Source organism: Cryobacterium sp. LW097 (assembly GCF_002205495.2).
Taxonomy (GTDB): Bacteria; Actinomycetota; Actinomycetes; order Actinomycetales; family Microbacteriaceae; genus Cryobacterium; species Cryobacterium zongtaii.
Genome location: NZ_CP021992.1, coordinates 612,238 through 628,753 on the forward strand (window position 1 = coordinate 612,238; position 16,516 = coordinate 628,753).

At 67.7% G+C, this 16,516-nt stretch carries 15 protein-coding genes; 7 read left to right on the plus strand and 8 right to left on the minus strand.

Features of this window, described 5'->3' with window-relative positions; all coding sequences use genetic code 11:
- Positions 1-21: 21 nt before the first annotated feature.
- The 7 genes from B7495_RS02835 to B7495_RS02865 all read right to left on the minus strand — a co-directional run bounded on the left by B7495_RS02835 (position 22) and on the right by B7495_RS02865 (position 6,898).
- Positions 22-879, minus strand: coding sequence for an exodeoxyribonuclease III (locus B7495_RS02835; protein ID WP_088455239.1), 858 nt, complete (start codon positions 877-879; stop codon positions 22-24).
- 41 nt (positions 880-920) lie between these two features.
- A complete protein-coding gene (locus B7495_RS02840; RefSeq protein WP_088455240.1) occupies positions 921-1,994 on the minus strand; it encodes a YihY/virulence factor BrkB family protein in 1,074 nt (357 codons plus the stop codon).
- A 91-nt stretch (positions 1,995-2,085) separates the two neighbouring features.
- Complete coding sequence (locus tag B7495_RS02845; protein ID WP_088455241.1) at positions 2,086-2,847, minus strand: succinate dehydrogenase iron-sulfur subunit; 762 nt, start codon at positions 2,845-2,847, stop codon at positions 2,086-2,088.
- Positions 2,847-4,661 carry a succinate dehydrogenase flavoprotein subunit gene (gene sdhA / locus B7495_RS02850; protein ID WP_240632369.1) on the minus strand — a complete coding sequence of 605 codons (1,815 nt, stop codon included), beginning with the start codon at positions 4,659-4,661 and terminating at the stop codon, positions 2,847-2,849. Before sdhA ends, B7495_RS02845 begins: the two co-directional genes overlap by 1 nt.
- Positions 4,662-4,687: 26 nt before the next feature.
- Positions 4,688-5,140 (minus strand): succinate dehydrogenase hydrophobic membrane anchor subunit, encoded by a 453-nt coding sequence (locus B7495_RS02855; protein ID WP_088455242.1) that lies wholly within the window; start codon positions 5,138-5,140, stop codon positions 4,688-4,690.
- Positions 5,141-5,153: 13 nt separating this feature from the next.
- Complete coding sequence (sdhC, locus tag B7495_RS02860) at positions 5,154-5,570, minus strand: succinate dehydrogenase, cytochrome b556 subunit (protein WP_088455243.1); 417 nt, start codon at positions 5,568-5,570, stop codon at positions 5,154-5,156.
- Between the two features lie 173 nt (positions 5,571-5,743).
- Positions 5,744-6,898 (minus strand): glycosyltransferase family 1 protein, encoded by a 1,155-nt coding sequence (locus B7495_RS02865; RefSeq protein WP_088455244.1) that lies wholly within the window; start codon positions 6,896-6,898, stop codon positions 5,744-5,746.
- 78 nt (positions 6,899-6,976) lie between these two features.
- On the opposite strand from B7495_RS02865, the gene B7495_RS02870 reads away from it, so the two are divergent.
- The 7 genes from B7495_RS02870 (at position 6,977) to B7495_RS02900 (ending at position 15,391) form a co-directional block, all read left to right on the plus strand.
- Positions 6,977-8,098: a mannose-1-phosphate guanylyltransferase gene (locus tag B7495_RS02870; RefSeq protein WP_088455245.1), complete on the plus strand. Its 1,122-nt coding sequence runs from the start codon at positions 6,977-6,979 to the stop codon at positions 8,096-8,098.
- 206 nt (positions 8,099-8,304) lie between these two features.
- On the plus strand, positions 8,305-9,405 hold the full coding sequence (locus tag B7495_RS02875; RefSeq protein ID WP_088455246.1) for a BMP family protein: 1,101 nt from the start codon (positions 8,305-8,307) through the stop codon (positions 9,403-9,405).
- 146 nt (positions 9,406-9,551) lie between these two features.
- Entirely contained in the window at positions 9,552-11,069 is a 1,518-nt protein-coding gene (locus tag B7495_RS02880; RefSeq protein WP_088455247.1) for an ABC transporter ATP-binding protein, read from the plus strand.
- The gene (locus B7495_RS02885; RefSeq protein ID WP_088455248.1) at positions 11,066-12,334 is read left to right on the plus strand and encodes an ABC transporter permease; all 1,269 of its coding nucleotides are present in this window, start codon (positions 11,066-11,068) and stop codon (positions 12,332-12,334) included. Before B7495_RS02880 ends, B7495_RS02885 begins: the two co-directional genes overlap by 4 nt.
- Complete coding sequence (locus tag B7495_RS02890; protein WP_088455249.1) at positions 12,331-13,629, plus strand: ABC transporter permease; 1,299 nt, start codon at positions 12,331-12,333, stop codon at positions 13,627-13,629. The genes B7495_RS02885 and B7495_RS02890 overlap by 4 nt, the downstream gene beginning before the upstream one ends.
- Entirely contained in the window at positions 13,626-14,078 is a 453-nt protein-coding gene (locus tag B7495_RS02895) for a cytidine deaminase (RefSeq protein ID WP_088455250.1), read from the plus strand. The genes B7495_RS02890 and B7495_RS02895 overlap by 4 nt, the downstream gene beginning before the upstream one ends.
- Positions 14,075-15,391: a thymidine phosphorylase gene (locus tag B7495_RS02900; RefSeq protein WP_088455251.1), complete on the plus strand. Its 1,317-nt coding sequence runs from the start codon at positions 14,075-14,077 to the stop codon at positions 15,389-15,391. Before B7495_RS02895 ends, B7495_RS02900 begins: the two co-directional genes overlap by 4 nt.
- A 172-nt stretch (positions 15,392-15,563) precedes the next feature.
- Here B7495_RS02900 and B7495_RS02905 read toward each other — a convergent pair whose 3' ends face one another.
- On the minus strand, positions 15,564-16,058 hold the full coding sequence (locus B7495_RS02905; protein WP_088455252.1) for a hypothetical protein: 495 nt from the start codon (positions 16,056-16,058) through the stop codon (positions 15,564-15,566).
- Positions 16,059-16,516 lie beyond the last annotated feature (458 nt).

A 16,516-nucleotide genomic window follows, 5' to 3' on the forward strand; every position in this document is an offset into this window, starting at 1 on the left:
CGCGAGCGGCGAAAAAGAGGATCAGATGGCGTAGTCGACGACCACGGGAGCGTGGTCGGACCAGCGCTGGTCGTAGGCATCCGCCCGGTCGACGGTGTAGTTGACGACGGATGCCGCCAGCGCGGGCGTCGCGAGCTGGTAGTCGATGCGCCAGCCGGTGTCGTTGTCGAACGCCTGGCCGCGCCAGGACCACCAGGTGAACGGCCCGTCCATCTCGCCGGCTGCCTTGCGGCCCACGTCGACCCAGCCCAGGCCCGCTCCGTTGTTGTAGTCGGCCTCGTCCTCGGCGCCGAGAATACGGTCGAAGTAGGCGCGCTCCTCGGGCAGGAAGCCGGCCCGCTTGACGTTGCCCTTCCAGTTCTTGATGTCGAACTTGCGGTGCCCCACGTTGAGGTCGCCGAGCACGACGACCCTCTCGCTGTGCGCGGCCAGTTCGGGCAGCCGGGTGAGCATGGAGTCGAGGAAGGTGAACTTTTCCACCTGCTTGGGGGTGTCCACCTCTCCGGAGTGCACGTAGGTGCTCACCACGGTGACGATGGTGCCGTTGACCTCGTAGTCGGCCTCGAGCCAGCGGCCGGCGCTGTCGAAGTCGGGGTGGCCCAGTTCGACCCGGTGGATCGAGGCGGTCTTTCGGCTGGCGATGGCCACGCCGGCGCGGCCCTTGGCGGTGGCGGGGTCGTGCAGGATGTTCCAGTCCGGGCCGAGCAGACCCTCGATGTCTTCGGTCGAGGCGCGCACCTCCTGGATAGCGAGGATGTCGACGTCGCGGGTGGCGAGCCAGTCGCCCATGCCCTTGCGGAACGCGGCACGGATGCCGTTGGTGTTGATGCTGGCGATGCGCAAGGGGCGGGTGGTCTCGGATGCGGGAGAAGACGGCATGCGCCGATTCTACCGAGTGCCGCCGACCCGGGCCGGGGCGGTTACCGTTCCGCGGGCTCGCTGACGCCGTATTTCTCGGCCCGCTGCTTGGCCTTTCGCAGCCGTCGGTTGCTGCCGGGCCGCTGCAACCAGGATGCGCTCTCCCGCGCCAGCCTGGCCTGCCGCAGCTCCACGGTGGCAGCAAGACGCAGCGCCTCCGCTTCCTTCTGGTCGGTCAGCTTCTTGGCCTCGTCGGCGCTCAGAGTGGAGGGCGGGATGCCGGCGTCCTGCATGCCGACGGCGATCCAGGCCGCGGAGATCAGGGTGACCGTGGAGGTGAGGTTGAACCAGATCAGCAGACCGATGATCACCGCGAAGCCGGCCAGCAGCGGGTTTCGGGCCGCGCCGCCGAGCAGGGCGGCGCCGAGTACCTTGAGCACACCCAGCACCACCGCGCCGAGCAGCGAGCCGACGAGCAGGTTCCGGAGCGGGATGCGCACCCTGGAGAGCACCCTGAACAGGGCGGCGAGGGTGATGGTGTCGATGATCAGCACGATCAGCAGGGCCACGGCCTGGCTCGACGCGACGAACCAGAACGAGTCAGTGCCCTGGCCGAGCAGGCCGAGGAACCCGCGGAGCAGTTCGGTGCTGATGATAGAGATCACGGCCGACACGACGAGGGCGAGGCCGAAGGCCAGTCCGAGGCCGAGTTCGCGCAACTTGACCAGCACGAAGAAGGTGGTCTCCTGGCCCATCCCGAAGATGCCGCGCACGGCCTGGGAGGTGGTGCTCAACCAGCCCAGGGTCGTCGCGAGCAGGCCGATGAGGGCGATGGCACTGCTCCAGGTGAGCGCGCCGGTGTCGCCGAGGGACTTGGGGTCAATCACCCCTTCCTTGCCGATCAGGCCGGGAACGGACTGGTTGATGATCACGAACAACTGATCCATCAGGTCGGGGTTGCTGGCCAGCCAGATCCCGGCGACGGAGAAGACCAGCCAGAGCGCGGCGAAGATCGCGAAGATCGCCTGGTAGGCCATGCCAGCGGCCAGCACCGGCCCGCGGCTCTGGTTGAAATGGGTGAACACCCGCACGGGGCGGGTGTTCATGATGCGCGTGACGATGTCGCCGATCTTCATCGCTCCAGCCTAGCCAGCGCGCGCGGCCGCCCAGGGCGGTTAACGACGGACGGCGGCCCGTAGGCCGCCGTTCGTTAGGAGTCCGTAAGAGTTACGGCTTGCCGCGCATGATGGCCTGTTTGACCTCGGCGATGGCCTGGGTCACCTGGATGCCGCGCGGGCAGGCCTCGGTGCAGTTGAAGGTCGTGCGGCAACGCCAGACGCCTTCCCTGTCGTTGAGGATGTCCAGGCGCACGGCGGCGTTCTCGTCGCGGGAGTCGAAGATGAATCTGTGTGCGTTCACGATCGCGGCGGGCCCGAAGTACTGTCCGTCGGTCCAGAACACCGGGCAGCTCGACGTGCACGCGGCACAGAGGATGCACTTGGTGGTGTCGTCGAAGCGCTCGCGCTGAGCGACGGTCTGGATGCGCTCCTTGCCGTCCTTGGGCGTGTTCTGTGCCATCAGGAACGGCTGCACCTCGCGGAAGGACGCGAAGAACGGCTCCATGTCCACGATCAGGTCCTTCTCCAGCGGCAGGCCCTTGATGGCCTCGACCGTCACCGGCTTGGTGATGTCGAGGTCCTTGATCAGGGTCTTGCAGGCCAAACGGTTCCGCCCGTTGATCCGCATCGCGTCGGACCCGCAGATGCCGTGCGCGCAGGACCTGCGGAAGCTCAAGCTACCGTCCTGTTCCCACTTGATCTTGTGCAGGGCGTCCAGGATGCGGTCCGTCGCGTACATCTCGACGTCGTAGTTCTCCCAGTGCGGGTCTTCGTCGATTTCGGGGTTGAAGCGTCGCACCGACAGAGTGACCGTGAACGAGGCGATCTCGTCGGGAACCGCGGGGGGCGATTCTAGGGTGGGGGTGCTCACTAGTACTTCCTCTCCATCGGCTGGTAGCGCGTAATGGTCACGGGCTTCCAGTCGAGCGAAATATGGTCGGCAGCATCCGCGGACAGGGCGTCACCCGACAGGTAGGCCATGGTGTGCTGCAGGTAATTGACGTCGTCGCGCAGGGGGAAGTCGTCGCGCATGTGGCCGCCGCGGCTCTCCTTGCGGTTGCGGGCGGAGTACACGACGACCTCGGCCAGGTCGAGCAGGAAGCCCAGCTCCACGGCCTCGAGCAGGTCGGTGTTGAACCGGCGGCCCTTGTCCTGCACGCCGATGTTCTTGTAGCGCTCGCGCAGGGTGTGGATGGTCTCGGTGACCTCACGGAGGGACTCGTCGGTGCGGAACACCTGCGCCTTCTCGTCCATGATCTCCTGTAGCTCCCGACGGAGCACGGCGATGCGCTCGGTGCCGGTGGAGGTGCGGATGGTGGTCAGGAGTTCGCGCACGAACTTGGCTGGGTCCTCGGGCAGCGGCACGAACTCGGCGGTCTTGACGTACTCGACGGCGTTGTTGCCGGCGCGCTTGCCGAACACGTTGATGTCCAACAGCGAGTTGGTGCCGAGCCGGTTGGAGCCGTGCACCGAGACGCAGGCGCATTCGCCGGCGGCGTAGAGGCCGGGCACCACGGTGGTGTTGTCCCGCAGCACCTCCGCCTTGACGTTGGTGGGGATGCCGCCCATGGCGTAGTGCGCGGTGGGCATCACCGGCACCGGTTCGGTGACGGGGTCCACGCCGAGGTAGGTGCGGGCGAACTCGGTGATGTCGGGCAGCTTGGTCTCGAGCACCTCGGCACCCAGGTGGGTGCAGTCCAGGTACACGTAGTCCTTGTTGGGGCCGGCGCCGCGGCCCTCCGCGACCTCCTTGACCATGCAGCGGGCCACGATGTCACGCGGGGCGAGGTCCTTGATGGTGGGCGCGTAGCGCTCCATGAACCGCTCGCCGGAGGCGTTCCGCAGGATCGCGCCCTCACCGCGGGCACCCTCGGTGAGCAGGATGCCCAGGCCGGCCAGGCCGGTCGGGTGGAACTGGAAGAACTCCATGTCCTCCAGCGGCAGGCCCTTGCGCCAGATGATGCCCACACCGTCGCCGGTGAGGGTGTGCGCGTTGGACGTCGTCTTGTAGATCTTGCCGAAACCGCCGGTGGCGAAGATGAACGCCTTGCCGGAGAAGACGTGCAGCTCACCGGTGGACAGGTCGTAGGCGACCACGCCGGACGGCTGGTCGACGCCGTCGACGTTGGTCATGATCAGGTCGAGCACGTAGAACTCGTTGAAGAAGTTGATGCCGCGTTTGACGCAGTTCTGGTACAGGGTCTGCAGGATCATGTGGCCGGTGCGGTCGGCGGCGTAGCAGGCGCGGCGCACCGGGCTCTTACCGTGGTCGCGGGTGTGACCGCCGAAGCGGCGCTGGTCGATCTTTCCCTCAGGGGTGCGGTTGAACGGCAGGCCCATGTTCTCGAGGTCGATGACGGCGTCGATGGCTTCCCTGGCGAGGATCTCCGCGGCGTCCTGGTCGACGAGGTAGTCGCCGCCCTTGACGGTGTCGAAGGTGTGCCACTCCCAGTTGTCTTCCTCCACGTTCGCCAGCGCGGCAGCCATGCCGCCCTGCGCCGCGCCGGTGTGCGACCGGGTGGGGTAGAGCTTGGAGATCACGGCGGTGGATGCGTTCGGTCCGGCCTCGATGGCGGCTCGCATGCCCGCCCCGCCAGCCCCGATGATCACGATGTCGAACTGGTGGTAGTGCACCCCGTCGACGATGGTGGACTCGGGCATGTTGGTCACAGGTGCATCCGTCATGAAAGTTTTTGCAGCTCCTCGAGGGCCTAAACGGCCTGGCAGAAAGTGGGCAGAAGGTCGGCGGGCTGGCCGGCCGGGCAGGCGTCGAAGGTGAACACCACGAGCGTGCCGAGAACGATCAGGATGACCACGGCGGCGAGGATCGACGATTTGAGGATGCCGCGGCTGATGCGCGTCGTGGCGTAGTCGTTCACGAGGGTGCGCATGCCGTTGCCGCCGTGGATCAGGGCGAGCCAGAGCATCGCCACGTCCCACCACTGCCAGAACGGGTTGGACAGCTTGCCGGCGACGAAGGCGAAGTTCAGCGCGCTGACGCCCTCGCCCACCATCAGGTTCACGAAAAGGTGGCCGAAGATCAGCACGATCAGCACGACGCCGGAGACGCGCATGTAGATCCAGCCCCACTTCTCCCAGTTCACGCCGTTCTTGCGGGGGCTGCGGGAGTATGGGCTGCGGGGGGCGACGATTGTCGAGGTCATTTTCGGTCGCCTCCTAGTGGCTGAACACGTTGATCAGGTGGCGGGGCAGGAAGGCGATCATGGTGATCACCCAGAGCCCGATCACGACGTAGAAGAGCACCCGCTGGTGCTTCGCGTTCCAGAAGTCGATGGCGATGATGCGCAGGCCGTTGAAGGCGTGGAACACGATCGCGGCGACCAGGCCGGCTTCGCCCAGCCCCATGATGGGGGTCTGGTACTGGCTGATCACGGCGTTGTACGCCTCGGGGCTGACCCGCACGAGGGCGGTGTCGAGGATGTGCACGAGGAGGAAGAAGAAGATCGCCACCCCGGTGATCCGGTGCAGGACCCAGGACCACATGCCCTCACGGCCGCGGTAAAGCGTTCCGGCCGGACGACGCGAGGTCGTCTTCCGCTGAGCTGTCAGGGCCTCTGCCGAATTCTGTGGCATGACCAACCCTCCCTGGCTGAGTCGTGACCCCTGCTGAACGAGGTGTCATCGTTGAACAAACACGTATCGTCAGTCTATATCTTGACGGCGAGATAAGTCTGGTTAGGGGTGCCTAACCGGGTGGGCGGCCGCCGGTGACCAGAGGCTTTGTACCCGCATCAAGGCTAGTGCGGTCAGCGGCGTTGCGCGGCCGGAACCAGGGTTTCCGCACGCACGGCGAGGCTTTCATCGATGACCTGCGTGTAGAACCCGAACAGCGTGGCGCAGACGGTTTCCCAGCTGCGGCCGAGCACGGCCCGCCGGCCCGCCTCGCCCATCCGGTGCCGCAGCGGAGCATCGGTGACCAGCGCGGCCACGTGTCGGCGCAGGTCCCTGTCATCGTCCGGAGTGAACAGGAACCCGTCGGTGCCGTGCTCGATGAGATCGATCGGGCCACCGGCGCGCGGCGCCACCACGGGCAGTCCCGCGGCGTGCGCCTCTTGCAGGGTCTGTCCGAAGGTCTCCTCTGTACCGGCGTGCAGGAACACGTCGAAGCTGGCGTACGCCGCCGCGAGCTCGGCACCGGCGAGCCGGCCCAGCCAGGTCACCGGCATTCCCGCCAGAGCCTTGGCCACCAGGGGAGTGGACGGCCCGTCGCCGACCAGGGCGATGCTGATCCCGCGTAGGCCGCTGAGTGCCCGGAACCTTTCCACCTGCTTCTCCGGGGCGATCCGGCCGACGTACCCGATCACAACCTCGCCGTTGGGCGCCAGTCGCCGGCGCAACGCCGCCACCTCCGGGCCGTGCCGGGTGTTGGGGTGGTAGCTCTCCAGGTCCACGCCCCTGGTCCACCGGTCCAGACGCTGCACGCCGATGCGGCGGAGGTCGCTCATCGACGCCGTGGACGGCACCAATGTCAGGTCGGCGCCGTCGTGCACCCACTTCACGAACCGCCAGGCCAGCCCGGTCGCCTGGCCGAGGTGGTTGCGGCTGGCGTAACCGGCCACATCCGTCTGGAACACGGCAACGCTCGGCACGCCCAGGCGCCGGGCGGCCGCGATGCCCTGCGCGCCGAGGAGGAACGGTGAGGCCGCGTGCAGCACGTCCGGCGCGAAGTCGGCCAGCAGCCCCAACACCCGCGGATTGGGCAGGCCGACGGGAAACTGCCGATAGGAGAGGGCGGGCACGGTGTGCACGGGAAAGCCGGCGTAACTCGGCGGGGCGCCGAACGGGGCGATCACCAGGGCCTCGTGGCCCTGGCGGCGCAGCTCGTCGAGCACCTTGCAGACGCTCGTGGTGACCCCGCTGATGGTGGGGAGGAAGCTTTCGCTGACGACGGCAACCCTCATGCCGCCACAGTAGACAGCCCGCACGTCTGTGCGGTGAACCCTGGATGAACGGGGCCGACGGACCGGTAGTCTGGCGCAATGTCCCACTCCAGCGATGCCCTCGCCCGCTTCTACAGTGTGATCCCTGCCGGCGGGATCGGATCCAGGCTCTGGCCGCTGTCCCGCGCCGACGCGCCCAAGTTCCTGCACGACCTCACCGGCAGCGGGCAGACGCTGCTGCGCGCCACCTGGGACCGGCTCGCACCGCTGTCCGGCGACCAGCGCATCATGGTCGTCACCGGGCGGGCGCACCGGGCCGCCGTCGAGGAGCAGCTGCCAGAGCTCGGGGACCTGAACGTGGTCCTGGAGAGCGAACCGCGGGACTCCTCGGCCGCGATCGGGCTGGCCGCCGCGATCCTCGAGCGCCGCGAACCCGGCGTGATCATCGGCTCCTTCGCAGCCGACCACGTCATCAAGGGCCCCGCGGCGTTCCGCCAGGCCGTCGTGGAGGCCATCGTCGCCGCCGACACCGGCCTGATCGTCACCATCGGCATCCAGCCCACCGAGCCGGCGATCGGTTTCGGTTACATCAAGACCGGCGCGGCCCTGTCCATCGACGGCGCCCCGAGCGCCCAGTCGGTCAATTCGTTCGTGGAGAAGCCCAGCCCGGCCACCGCCAAGCGCTACCTCTCCAGCGGACAGTACCTCTGGAACGCCGGCATGTTCATCGCCCGCGCCGACAGGCTGCTCGAGGAGATCGGCGCGAGCGAGCCCGAGCTGCTCGCCGGGCTGCTCGAACTCGCCGAGGCGTGGGACACCCCGCGCCGCGGCGCCGTCGTAGACCAGGTCTGGCCCAAGCTCAAGAAGATCGCCATCGACTACTCCGTGGCCGAGCCCGCCGCCGCGAAGGGCAAGCTGGCCGTGATCCCCGGCCAGTTCGACTGGGACGACGTGGGAGACTTCGCGTCGATCGCCAAGATCCACGCCAACGGCCGCAAGCGCGACCTGGCGATCCTCGGTGAGGGCGCCCGGGTGCTGGCCGACTCCTCCAGCGGAATCGTCGTCAGCCACACCAAGCGCATGATCGCTCTGATCGGCGTCGACGACATCGTCGTCGTGGACACCCCCGACGCCCTGCTGGTGACGACAAGCGCCAACGCCCAGAAGGTCAAGGCCGTCGTCGACGCGCTGCGGCTCTCGGGCAGCTCAGACGTCCTGTAGCTGCGGGCGGCCTCCGCCGCGAGAGTTTCTCAGGAATAGGCCCGGTAGATGACCATTTGTGTCGGCGCGATTTCGAGAATGTCGCGGCTTGATAACCATTTGGCTACAGTGTCGGTTTGCTCATCTGAGCAGGGCTCTTCTGGGTAACGTGTAGACCATATACCAGCCCGTGCGATCTCACGCCGGGCCTCATCTGGAGGTCAATCTTGACAATCACGACCCGCAAGGCAACGCTCGGCGGCCTTGCCTCACTCGGCGTTCTCGCTCTGCTCGCGGCGTGTGCGCCGGCCCCCACCGAGGACGGCAGCGGCGACGCTGCCACATCGGACTTCCTGCCCTGCATCGTCTCCGACTTCGGTGGCTTCGACGACAAGTCCTTCAACCAGTCCAGCTTCGAGGGCATCTCCCAGGCCTCCGAGGAGCTCGGCGTCGAGTTCAAGCAGGCCGAGTCCACCTCTGAGGACCAGTACACGGGCAACGTGACCAGCATGGTCGACCAGGGTTGCAACTTCATCCTCACCGTCGGTTTCGCCCTGGCCAACGCCACCCGCGACGCGGCCCAGGAGAACAGCGATGTGCAGTTCGCCCTCATCGACTCCACCCTCTCCAACGACGACTTCAGCCCGCTGACGCTCGAGAACGTGAAGCCGGTCGTCTACGACACCGCGCAGGCCGCATTCCTGGCCGGCTACCTGGCCGCAGGAACCACCAAGACCGGCACCGTCGGCACCTTCGGTGGCATGCAGTACCCGTCGGTCACCATCTTCATGGACGGCTTCGCCGACGGCATCGCCTACTACAACACCGAAAAGGGCACCGACGTCAAGCTCACCGGCTGGTCGAAGGAATCCCAGGAGGGCCTGTTCGCCGGTGGCTTCGATGACATCAGCGCCGGCAAGACCCTCAGCCAGGGCCTGATCGACGCCGGTGCGGACATCATCCTCCCGGTCGCCGGCCCGCTCTTCCAGGGCACCGCACAGGCCATCGCCGAGTCCGGCAAGGACGTCGCCATCGTCGGTGTCGACAGCGACCTGTTCGAGACCACGCCCGAGTTCGCCGCGCTGTACCTCACCTCCATCATGAAGTCGATGACGGATGCGACCGACGCGATCATCACCGACGCGGCAAACGGCGAATTCAGCTCCGACCCGTACATCGGAACCCTCGAGAACGAGGGTGTCGGCCTGGCCCCGCTGCACGACTGGGAGTCCAAGGTTGACCCCGCCCTGGTCACCGAGATCGACGACCTCAAGGCACAGATCATCAGCGGCGACATCGTCGTGACCAGCGACGCCACGCCCAAGTAACACCCCGTTTCACCCAGCACCACCGTGTAGCAGTACCGCCCCACAGGGCACCGGGGAGGCCAGCCATGCTGGCCTCCCCGTTTCGTTGCGTGGTGTCGCCGGGGCGTAGAGCCACGCCCGGCCGGCACCTCAATAGAATCGACACTATGAAGCTCGAACTTCGCGGCATTACGAAGAGATTCGGTGCCCTTGTTGCCAATGACGACATCAACCTCACCATCGAGGAGGGAGAGATCCACGCCCTGCTCGGCGAGAACGGGGCCGGTAAATCAACGTTGATGAACGTTCTCTACGGCCTGTACCGGGCCGAAGAGGGCGAGATCCTCCTCGATGACGTGCCGCAGCACTTCGCCGGACCCGGCGATGCGATGGCCGCCGGCATCGGCATGGTGCACCAGCACTTCATGCTGATCCCCGTGTTCACCGTGGCCGAGAACGTGATGCTTGGCCACGAACAGGTCAAGGCCGGCGGCAGGCTCGACCTCGCCGCCGCGCGCACCCGGGTGCGGGAGATCTCGGAGCGCTTCGGGTTCGACGTCGATCCCGACGCCCTCGTGGAGTCCCTGCCCGTCGGTGTGCAGCAGCGGGTGGAGATCATCAAGGCGCTCTCCCGCGACGCGAAGGTGCTCGTCTTCGACGAACCGACCGCCGTGCTCACCCCGCAGGAAACCGACGAGCTGATGAACATCATGCGCCAGCTCAAGGCCGCGGGCACCTCCATCGTCTTCATCACGCACAAGCTGCGGGAGGTGCGCGAGGTCGCCGACCGGATCACCGTCATCCGCCTGGGCAAGGTCGTCGGCACCGCCTCGCCGACCGCGAGCAACGAAGAACTCGCCACCCTGATGGTGGGCCGCGCCGTCGACCTGACCGTGGACAAGGCGCCCGCCACCCCCGGAGCCCCGGCGCTGGTGGTGACGAACCTCACCGTGATCGACCCTCTCGGCCAGATCCTCGTCAACGACGTCAGCTTCGACGTCAAGGCGGGCGAGATCCTCGCCATCGCCGGCGTGCAGGGCAACGGCCAGACCGAACTGACCGAGGCTCTGATGGGGCTGCAGCCCCGCGTCGTCGGCGAGATCAGCCTCGACGGCACGTCCCTTCGCGGCCACTCGGTTCGTCAGGTGCTCGACGCCGGGGTCGGCTTCGTACCGGAGGACCGCACCAGGGACGGCCTCGTCGGCGGGTTCACCATCGCCGAGAACCTGATGCTGGACCGCGCCAACAAGCTCCCGTTCGTCAAACGGTTCAACCTGCAGCTGTCCTACCTCGCCGACTTCGCCCGCACCAAGGTGACGGAGTTCGACGTGCGGTCCCAGGGCATCGAAACGCCCGTCGGCCGCCTGTCCGGCGGCAACCAGCAGAAGGTCGTGCTCGCCCGCGAACTCAGCCGTGACCTGCGGCTCTTCGTCGCGGCTCAGCCCACCCGCGGCCTCGATGTCGGCTCGATCGAATTTGTGCACGAACGCATCGTGGCGACCCGCGACGGCGGCACCCCGGTCATCGTGATCTCCACCGAACTCGACGAGGTCGCCGCCCTCGCCGACCGGATCATGGTGATGTACCGCGGCCGCATTGTCGGCATCGTCCCCGGCGACACCCCCCGATCCGTTCTGGGTCTCATGATGGCGGGCGAAACCCCCGCAGAAGGAGCCGCAGCATGAGCGCCGCTCAGCAGCCCACCTCGACCCCGGCACCGGCGAAGTCGCCGGAACCGGACGAATCCTCCCGCTGGCACAACGTCTTCCGGGAGATCACCACCGGCAACGCCATCATCTCGGTGTTGGCGGTGCTGCTGGCGCTGCTCGTGGGCGCCGTGATGATCGCGTTCACGAACGCGAACGTGCAGGAGAGCGCGGGGTACTTCTTCTCGAGGCCCGGCGACATGCTCTCCGCCGCCTGGGACGCGGTGTCCGGCGCCTATTCCGCGCTGTTCCAGGGTTCGGTGTACAACTTCCGTCGTCCGAGCTTCGCCGACGGCATCCGGCCGTTCACCGAGACCCTCACCTACGCCACCCCGCTGATCGCGGCCGGCCTCGGTGTCGCGCTCGGTTTCCGGGTGGGCCTGTTCAACATCGGCGGGCGCGGCCAGATGCTCATCGCCGCGACTCTGGGCGGCTGGGTGGCCTTCGCGGTTGACCTGCCCGCCGGCATCCACCTGATCGCCGCACTCGTCGCCGGCGTGCTGGGCGGGGCCCTGTGGGGCGGCCTGGTCGGCCTGCTCAAGGCCCGCACCGGCGCGCACGAGGTGATCACCACGATCATGCTCAACTACGTGGCGTTCTACCTGGTCAGCTTCCTGCTGCGCGACGGGTTCCTCAAGACCCCGGGGTCGAACAACCCCAAGAGTCCGGCCAGCAAGGAGACCGCGGTCTACTTCGACCTACTCGGCCCGGACTACAACCTGCACTTCGGCTTCATCCTGGTGATCGCCGCCACGGTGTTCACCTGGTGGCTGCTCGCCCGCTCCAACCTGGGCTTCAAGTTCCGCGCCGTCGGCGAGAACCCCAACGCCGCCAAGGTGGCCGGCATCAGCGTGCAGCGCATGTACGTCTACGCGATGCTGTTCTCCGGCGGTCTGGTCGGCCTGGCCGGCATCAACCAGGTGCTGGGCACCACCACCAGCGGCTTCGGTGCCGGCATCGACTCCGGGATCGGTTTCGACGCCATCACGGTGGCCCTGCTGGGCCGCTCCAAGCCGTGGGGCGTGTTCGCCGCGGGGATCCTGTTCGGCGCGTTCAAGGCCGGCAGCTTCTCGATGCAGGCCGCCGAGGGCGTGCCCATCGACATCGTGCTCGTTGTGCAGTCGCTCATCGTGCTCTTCATCGCCGCGCCGCCGCTGGTGCGCGCGATCTTCAGGCTCCCGGCGCCCGGAGCGCCCCGCCGCAGACCGGTTCCCAACGTTTCCCAGGAGGTGGCGGCGAAATGAGCACCATCGCTCCAGTGAACCAGCCCACCCAGCCCACCGGACCCGAGGAGGGTCCGGCGACCGCGGTCATCAAGAGCTGGAAGGTGCCGATCATCCTCGGCGTCTTCACGGTCCTCGGTTTCCTGCTGATGGTGGTCTTCGGCCGCACCGGCACCAGCACCATGGTGCTCTCCACCTCCAGCGACCTGATCCAGCTGCCCGACGTGCTGCTGCCCACCCTGCCGACCGGCATCGTGATCAGCATCCTGCTGGCCGCCATCACCGGGCTCAGCGCCTGGATGGTGCAGACCCGCCGCAAGGTTCCGCTCTGGCTGATCTCGGTTTTCGCCGTGCTGCTCCTGATCGGCTTCCTCACCTGGGCCTCCGCCGACGAACGCATCCCGGTGCCCGGCCTGTTGTTCGGCTCGCTGAGCCTGGCCGTCCCGCTGATCTTCGGCGCCCTCGGCGGCGTCATCTCCGAACGTGTCGGCGTGGTCAACGTGGCGATCGAGGGCCAGCTGCTGGCCGGTGCGTTCACCTCCGCGATCGTGGCCTCGATCACCCAGCAGCCGCTGCTCGGCCTGCTCGCGGCGATGGTGGCCGGTGTGCTGGTGTCGTTTGTGCTCGCGGCGTTCTCGATCAAGTACTTCGTCGACCAGGTCATCGTCGGTGTGGTGCTCAACGTCCTCGTCACCGGCCTCACCGGGTTCCTGTTCTCCGAGCTCCTCGCCCCGAACGCGGCCACGCTCAACCAGCCGCCCAAATTCGAGCGCATCAACATCCCGCTGCTCAGCGAGATCCCGATCGTCGGGCCGGTATTCTTCCGGCAGACCCTGATCGTGTACATCATGTACATCGCCGTCGCCGCGGTGTACTTCGGTATCTTCCACACCAAGTGGGGCCTCCGGCTCCGCGCGGTGGGCGAGCACCCGCAGGCCGCTGACACCGTGGGCATCAATGTCACCGGTACCCGGTTCTGGAACGTGTCCCTCGCCGGCGCCGTCGCCGGCCTCGGTGGCGCGTACTTCACCCTGGGGTCGGTGGGCGCGTTCGGCAAAGAAATGACCGCCGGTGCCGGCTTCATCGCCCTCGCGGCGGTGATCTTCGGCCGGTGGGACCCGATCCGGGCGACCCTCGCGGCGCTGCTGTTCGGCTTCGCCAGCAACCTGCAGAACGTGCTGAGCATCATCGGTTCGCCGGTGCCCAGCGAGTTCATGCTGATGCTGCCCTACCTGGTCACCATCTTCGCCGTGGCGGGCCTGGTGGGCCAGTCGCGGGGCCCGGCCGCATCCGGAAAGCCGTATATAAAATCATGACGAATCTGACTGCGAATTCCGGCGACACAACACCCGAGTCCGGCGACATCGACTGGGGTGTGCTGCGCAGCGCTGCCACCGAAGCGATGACCCACGCCTACGTGCCCTACTCGAAGTTCCCGGTCGGGGCGGCCGCCCTCGTTTCCGACGGCCGGGTGATCAGCGGGTGCAACGTGGAGAACGCCTCCTACGGGCTCACTCTCTGCGCGGAATGCGCGCTGGTGAGCGTGCTGCACCTCACCGGCGGCGGCGAGCTCGTCGCGTTCAGCTGCGTCGACGGCAACGGCAACACGCTGATGCCGTGCGGCCGCTGCCGCCAACTGCTCTACGAACACTCGGCACCAGGCATGCTGTTGGAGACCGTCTCCGGCGTGCGCACCATCGACGAGGTCCTGCCGGACGCCTTCGGGCCCCGCCAGCTCGCCGCCTACAGGGAAGACAACTCATGAGCTCCACCCCCGCCCGCACCATCGAAGCCTTCGACGCCGTCGACCTGATCCACGCCAAGCGTGACAAGGGCGAGCTGTCGACTCCACAGATCGACTGGCTGATCGACGCGTACACCCGCGGCTACGTCGGCGACGAGCAGATGGCCGCGATGACCATGGCGATCTTCCTCAACGGCATGTCCCGCCGGGAGATCCGCGACATGACCATGGCCATGATCAACTCCGGCGAGCGGATGAGCTTCACGGGCCTGGGCAAACCGACCACGGACAAGCACTCCACCGGCGGTGTCGGCGACAAGATCACCCTGCCGCTGATGCCCCTCGTCGCGGTCTTCGGCGCGGCCGTGCCGCAGCTCTCCGGCCGTGGCCTCGGTCACACCGGCGGCACCCTGGACAAGCTCGAGTCCATCCCGGGCTGGCGCGCCAACCTCAGCAACGAGGAAATGTTCCAGCAGCTGCAGGACGTCGGCGGCGTCATCTGCGCCGCCGGCAGCGGCCTGGCTCCGGCCGACGGCAAGCTGTATGCGCTCCGCGACACCACCGGCACCGTCGAAGCGATCCCGCTGATCGCCTCGTCGATCATGTCCAAGAAGATCGCCGAGGGCACCGGCGCGTTGGTGCTCGACGTGAAGTTCGGCTCCGGCGCGTTCCTGAAGGACATCGACCGGTCCCGCGAGCTGGCCCGCACCATGGTCGCCCTCGGCGAGGACGCCGGGGTGGCCACCTCCGCGCTGCTGACCAACATGAACGTGCCGCTCGGCCTGGCCATCGGCAACGCCAACGAGGTGCGCGAGTCCCTCGAGGTGCTCGCCGGCGGCGGCCCCGCCGATGTGGTGGAGCTCACCGTGGCCTTGGCCCGCGAGATGCTGGCCCTGGTCGGCCAGAAGGACGTCGACGTCGAGGCGGCCCTGACGGACGGTCGCGCGATGGACAAGTGGCGGGCGGTCATCCGTGCCCAGGGCGGCGACCCGGATGCCGCGATGCCCGTGGCGCGCGAGACCCACGTGGTGCTCGCCGACCGTGACGGCGTGCTCGTCGAGCAGCAGGCGCTGCCGTTCGGCATCGGCGCCTGGCGCCTGGGCGCCGGCCGCGCCCGCAAGCAGGACCCGGTGCAGCACGCCGCCGGCATCGACCTGCACGCCAAGCCCGGCGACACCGTCCGCAAGGGCGAGCCACTGTTCACCCTCAGCGCCGACGAGCCGGAGCGCTTCGCCCGGGCCCTCGAGGCCGTCGAGGGCGCCTGGCGCATCGGCGACCCCGGCGAGCCCGTCCTCGACGGCGGCCCCCTGATTGCCGAGCGCATCGGCAACTAGCCCAGTACCCGCAGGCCCGGCCCCGCCGACTTGCCGCAAAAACCCCCCTTCCGCCGAGCCGAAGGGGGTTTTTGGCGCAAGTCGCTGGCGGCGCATCCGCCGACTTGCCGCACATTGCCACTTACCTCGCGGCGAGGCGCTCATTTGCGGCAAGTGGGTGAGTGCGCGCGCGTCACGTGGGGCGGCTGCCGGGACGCCAGCCGCGGGAACGCAGCGCCTGGTCGAGCCGGGAGAGGACTTCGGCATCCGGGGTTTCCTTGAGCACCCTGATGACCCGCCAATCCTCGGCCATCACACCGTCCAACCTGTCGACATCACGGGCGAACTGCACGTCGTCCGTGCGGTGCTGCTCGCCGTCGTATTCGACAAGGACCCGGTACCGCAGGTAGACCAGATCACCGCGCACCCGGCGCCGCTGGTATCGCAGCGGCAGGTACACGTTGGTCTCCGGTTCCGGCAGGCCCGCCCGCACGATCAGGAGCCGCAGCCGGGTCTCCTGGCGCGACTCAACTCGGGGTCTCACCCACTCCAGCGCGGCCCGTAGCCGACGGATGCCCCGGTGGCCGGGCCGCTCGGCGACCGCCGTGCAGAGGTCTTCCGACGAGAACGGGGGATCCACCACGCCGAGGAGGTGGTCGCCGAGCGCGATGAGGTCGTCCAGCCCCATAATCGGAGCGAGTTCGCACCAGACGCTGACGGGATTCTGGACCGTGAAGCCCGAGCAGCTGGGCAGCGGTGGCGTGGCTGAAGAAGTGGCCGGTGGGCATCACCGCGGCGTAGGCCCTGGCCAGTTCCCGCACCCCGGTCGGGATGCCGGCGGCGACTCTCACGCCGTGGAACGGCGCCTGCAGGTCGGCCGACTGCAACCTCCGAGGTGTCACCCCCGCCCGGCGCGCTTCCGCGACGGTGAACCCGTCGAGAGTCAGGCTGCGGGGGAGCTCCGTTCGCTTGCGCATCCGCCCAAGATGCCATTTATTGCCGCTGCCGGTCAGAGTTATCCACCGATGGCGCCCCGCGCTGTGCTGACTTGCGGCGAAGATGCGCTTGGAGTGCGTTGAAGGGGCATTGTGAGGCACGTCGGCGGGGTTGGGCGGATGAGGCGACTTCGGGATACGCGCCGCGCGG

What these genes read in the sequence shown, in the direction of transcription:
- B7495_RS02835 (WP_088455239.1), bottom strand. Translation starts at nt 879, where the DNA reads ATGCCGTCTTCTCCCGCATCCGAGACCACCCGCCCCTTGCGCATCGCC.
- B7495_RS02840 (WP_088455240.1), bottom strand. Translation starts at nt 1,994, where the DNA reads ATGAAGATCGGCGACATCGTCACGCGCATCATGAACACCCGCCCCGTG.
- sdhA (WP_240632369.1), bottom strand. Translation starts at nt 4,661, where the DNA reads ATGACGGATGCACCTGTGACCAACATGCCCGAGTCCACCATCGTCGAC.
- B7495_RS02855 (WP_088455242.1), bottom strand. Translation starts at nt 5,140, where the DNA reads ATGACCTCGACAATCGTCGCCCCCCGCAGCCCATACTCCCGCAGCCCC.
- sdhC (WP_088455243.1), bottom strand. Translation starts at nt 5,570, where the DNA reads ATGCCACAGAATTCGGCAGAGGCCCTGACAGCTCAGCGGAAGACGACC.
- B7495_RS02865 (WP_088455244.1), bottom strand. Translation starts at nt 6,898, where the DNA reads ATGAGGGTTGCCGTCGTCAGCGAAAGCTTCCTCCCCACCATCAGCGGG.
- B7495_RS02870 (WP_088455245.1), top strand. Translation starts at nt 6,977, where the DNA reads ATGTCCCACTCCAGCGATGCCCTCGCCCGCTTCTACAGTGTGATCCCT.
- B7495_RS02880 (WP_088455247.1), top strand. Translation starts at nt 9,552, where the DNA reads ATGAAGCTCGAACTTCGCGGCATTACGAAGAGATTCGGTGCCCTTGTT.
- B7495_RS02885 (WP_088455248.1), top strand. Translation starts at nt 11,066, where the DNA reads ATGAGCGCCGCTCAGCAGCCCACCTCGACCCCGGCACCGGCGAAGTCG.
- B7495_RS02890 (WP_088455249.1), top strand. Translation starts at nt 12,331, where the DNA reads ATGAGCACCATCGCTCCAGTGAACCAGCCCACCCAGCCCACCGGACCC.
- B7495_RS02895 (WP_088455250.1), top strand. Translation starts at nt 13,626, where the DNA reads ATGACGAATCTGACTGCGAATTCCGGCGACACAACACCCGAGTCCGGC.
- B7495_RS02900 (WP_088455251.1), top strand. Translation starts at nt 14,075, where the DNA reads ATGAGCTCCACCCCCGCCCGCACCATCGAAGCCTTCGACGCCGTCGAC.
- B7495_RS02905 (WP_088455252.1), bottom strand. Translation starts at nt 16,058, where the DNA reads ATGGGGCTGGACGACCTCATCGCGCTCGGCGACCACCTCCTCGGCGTG.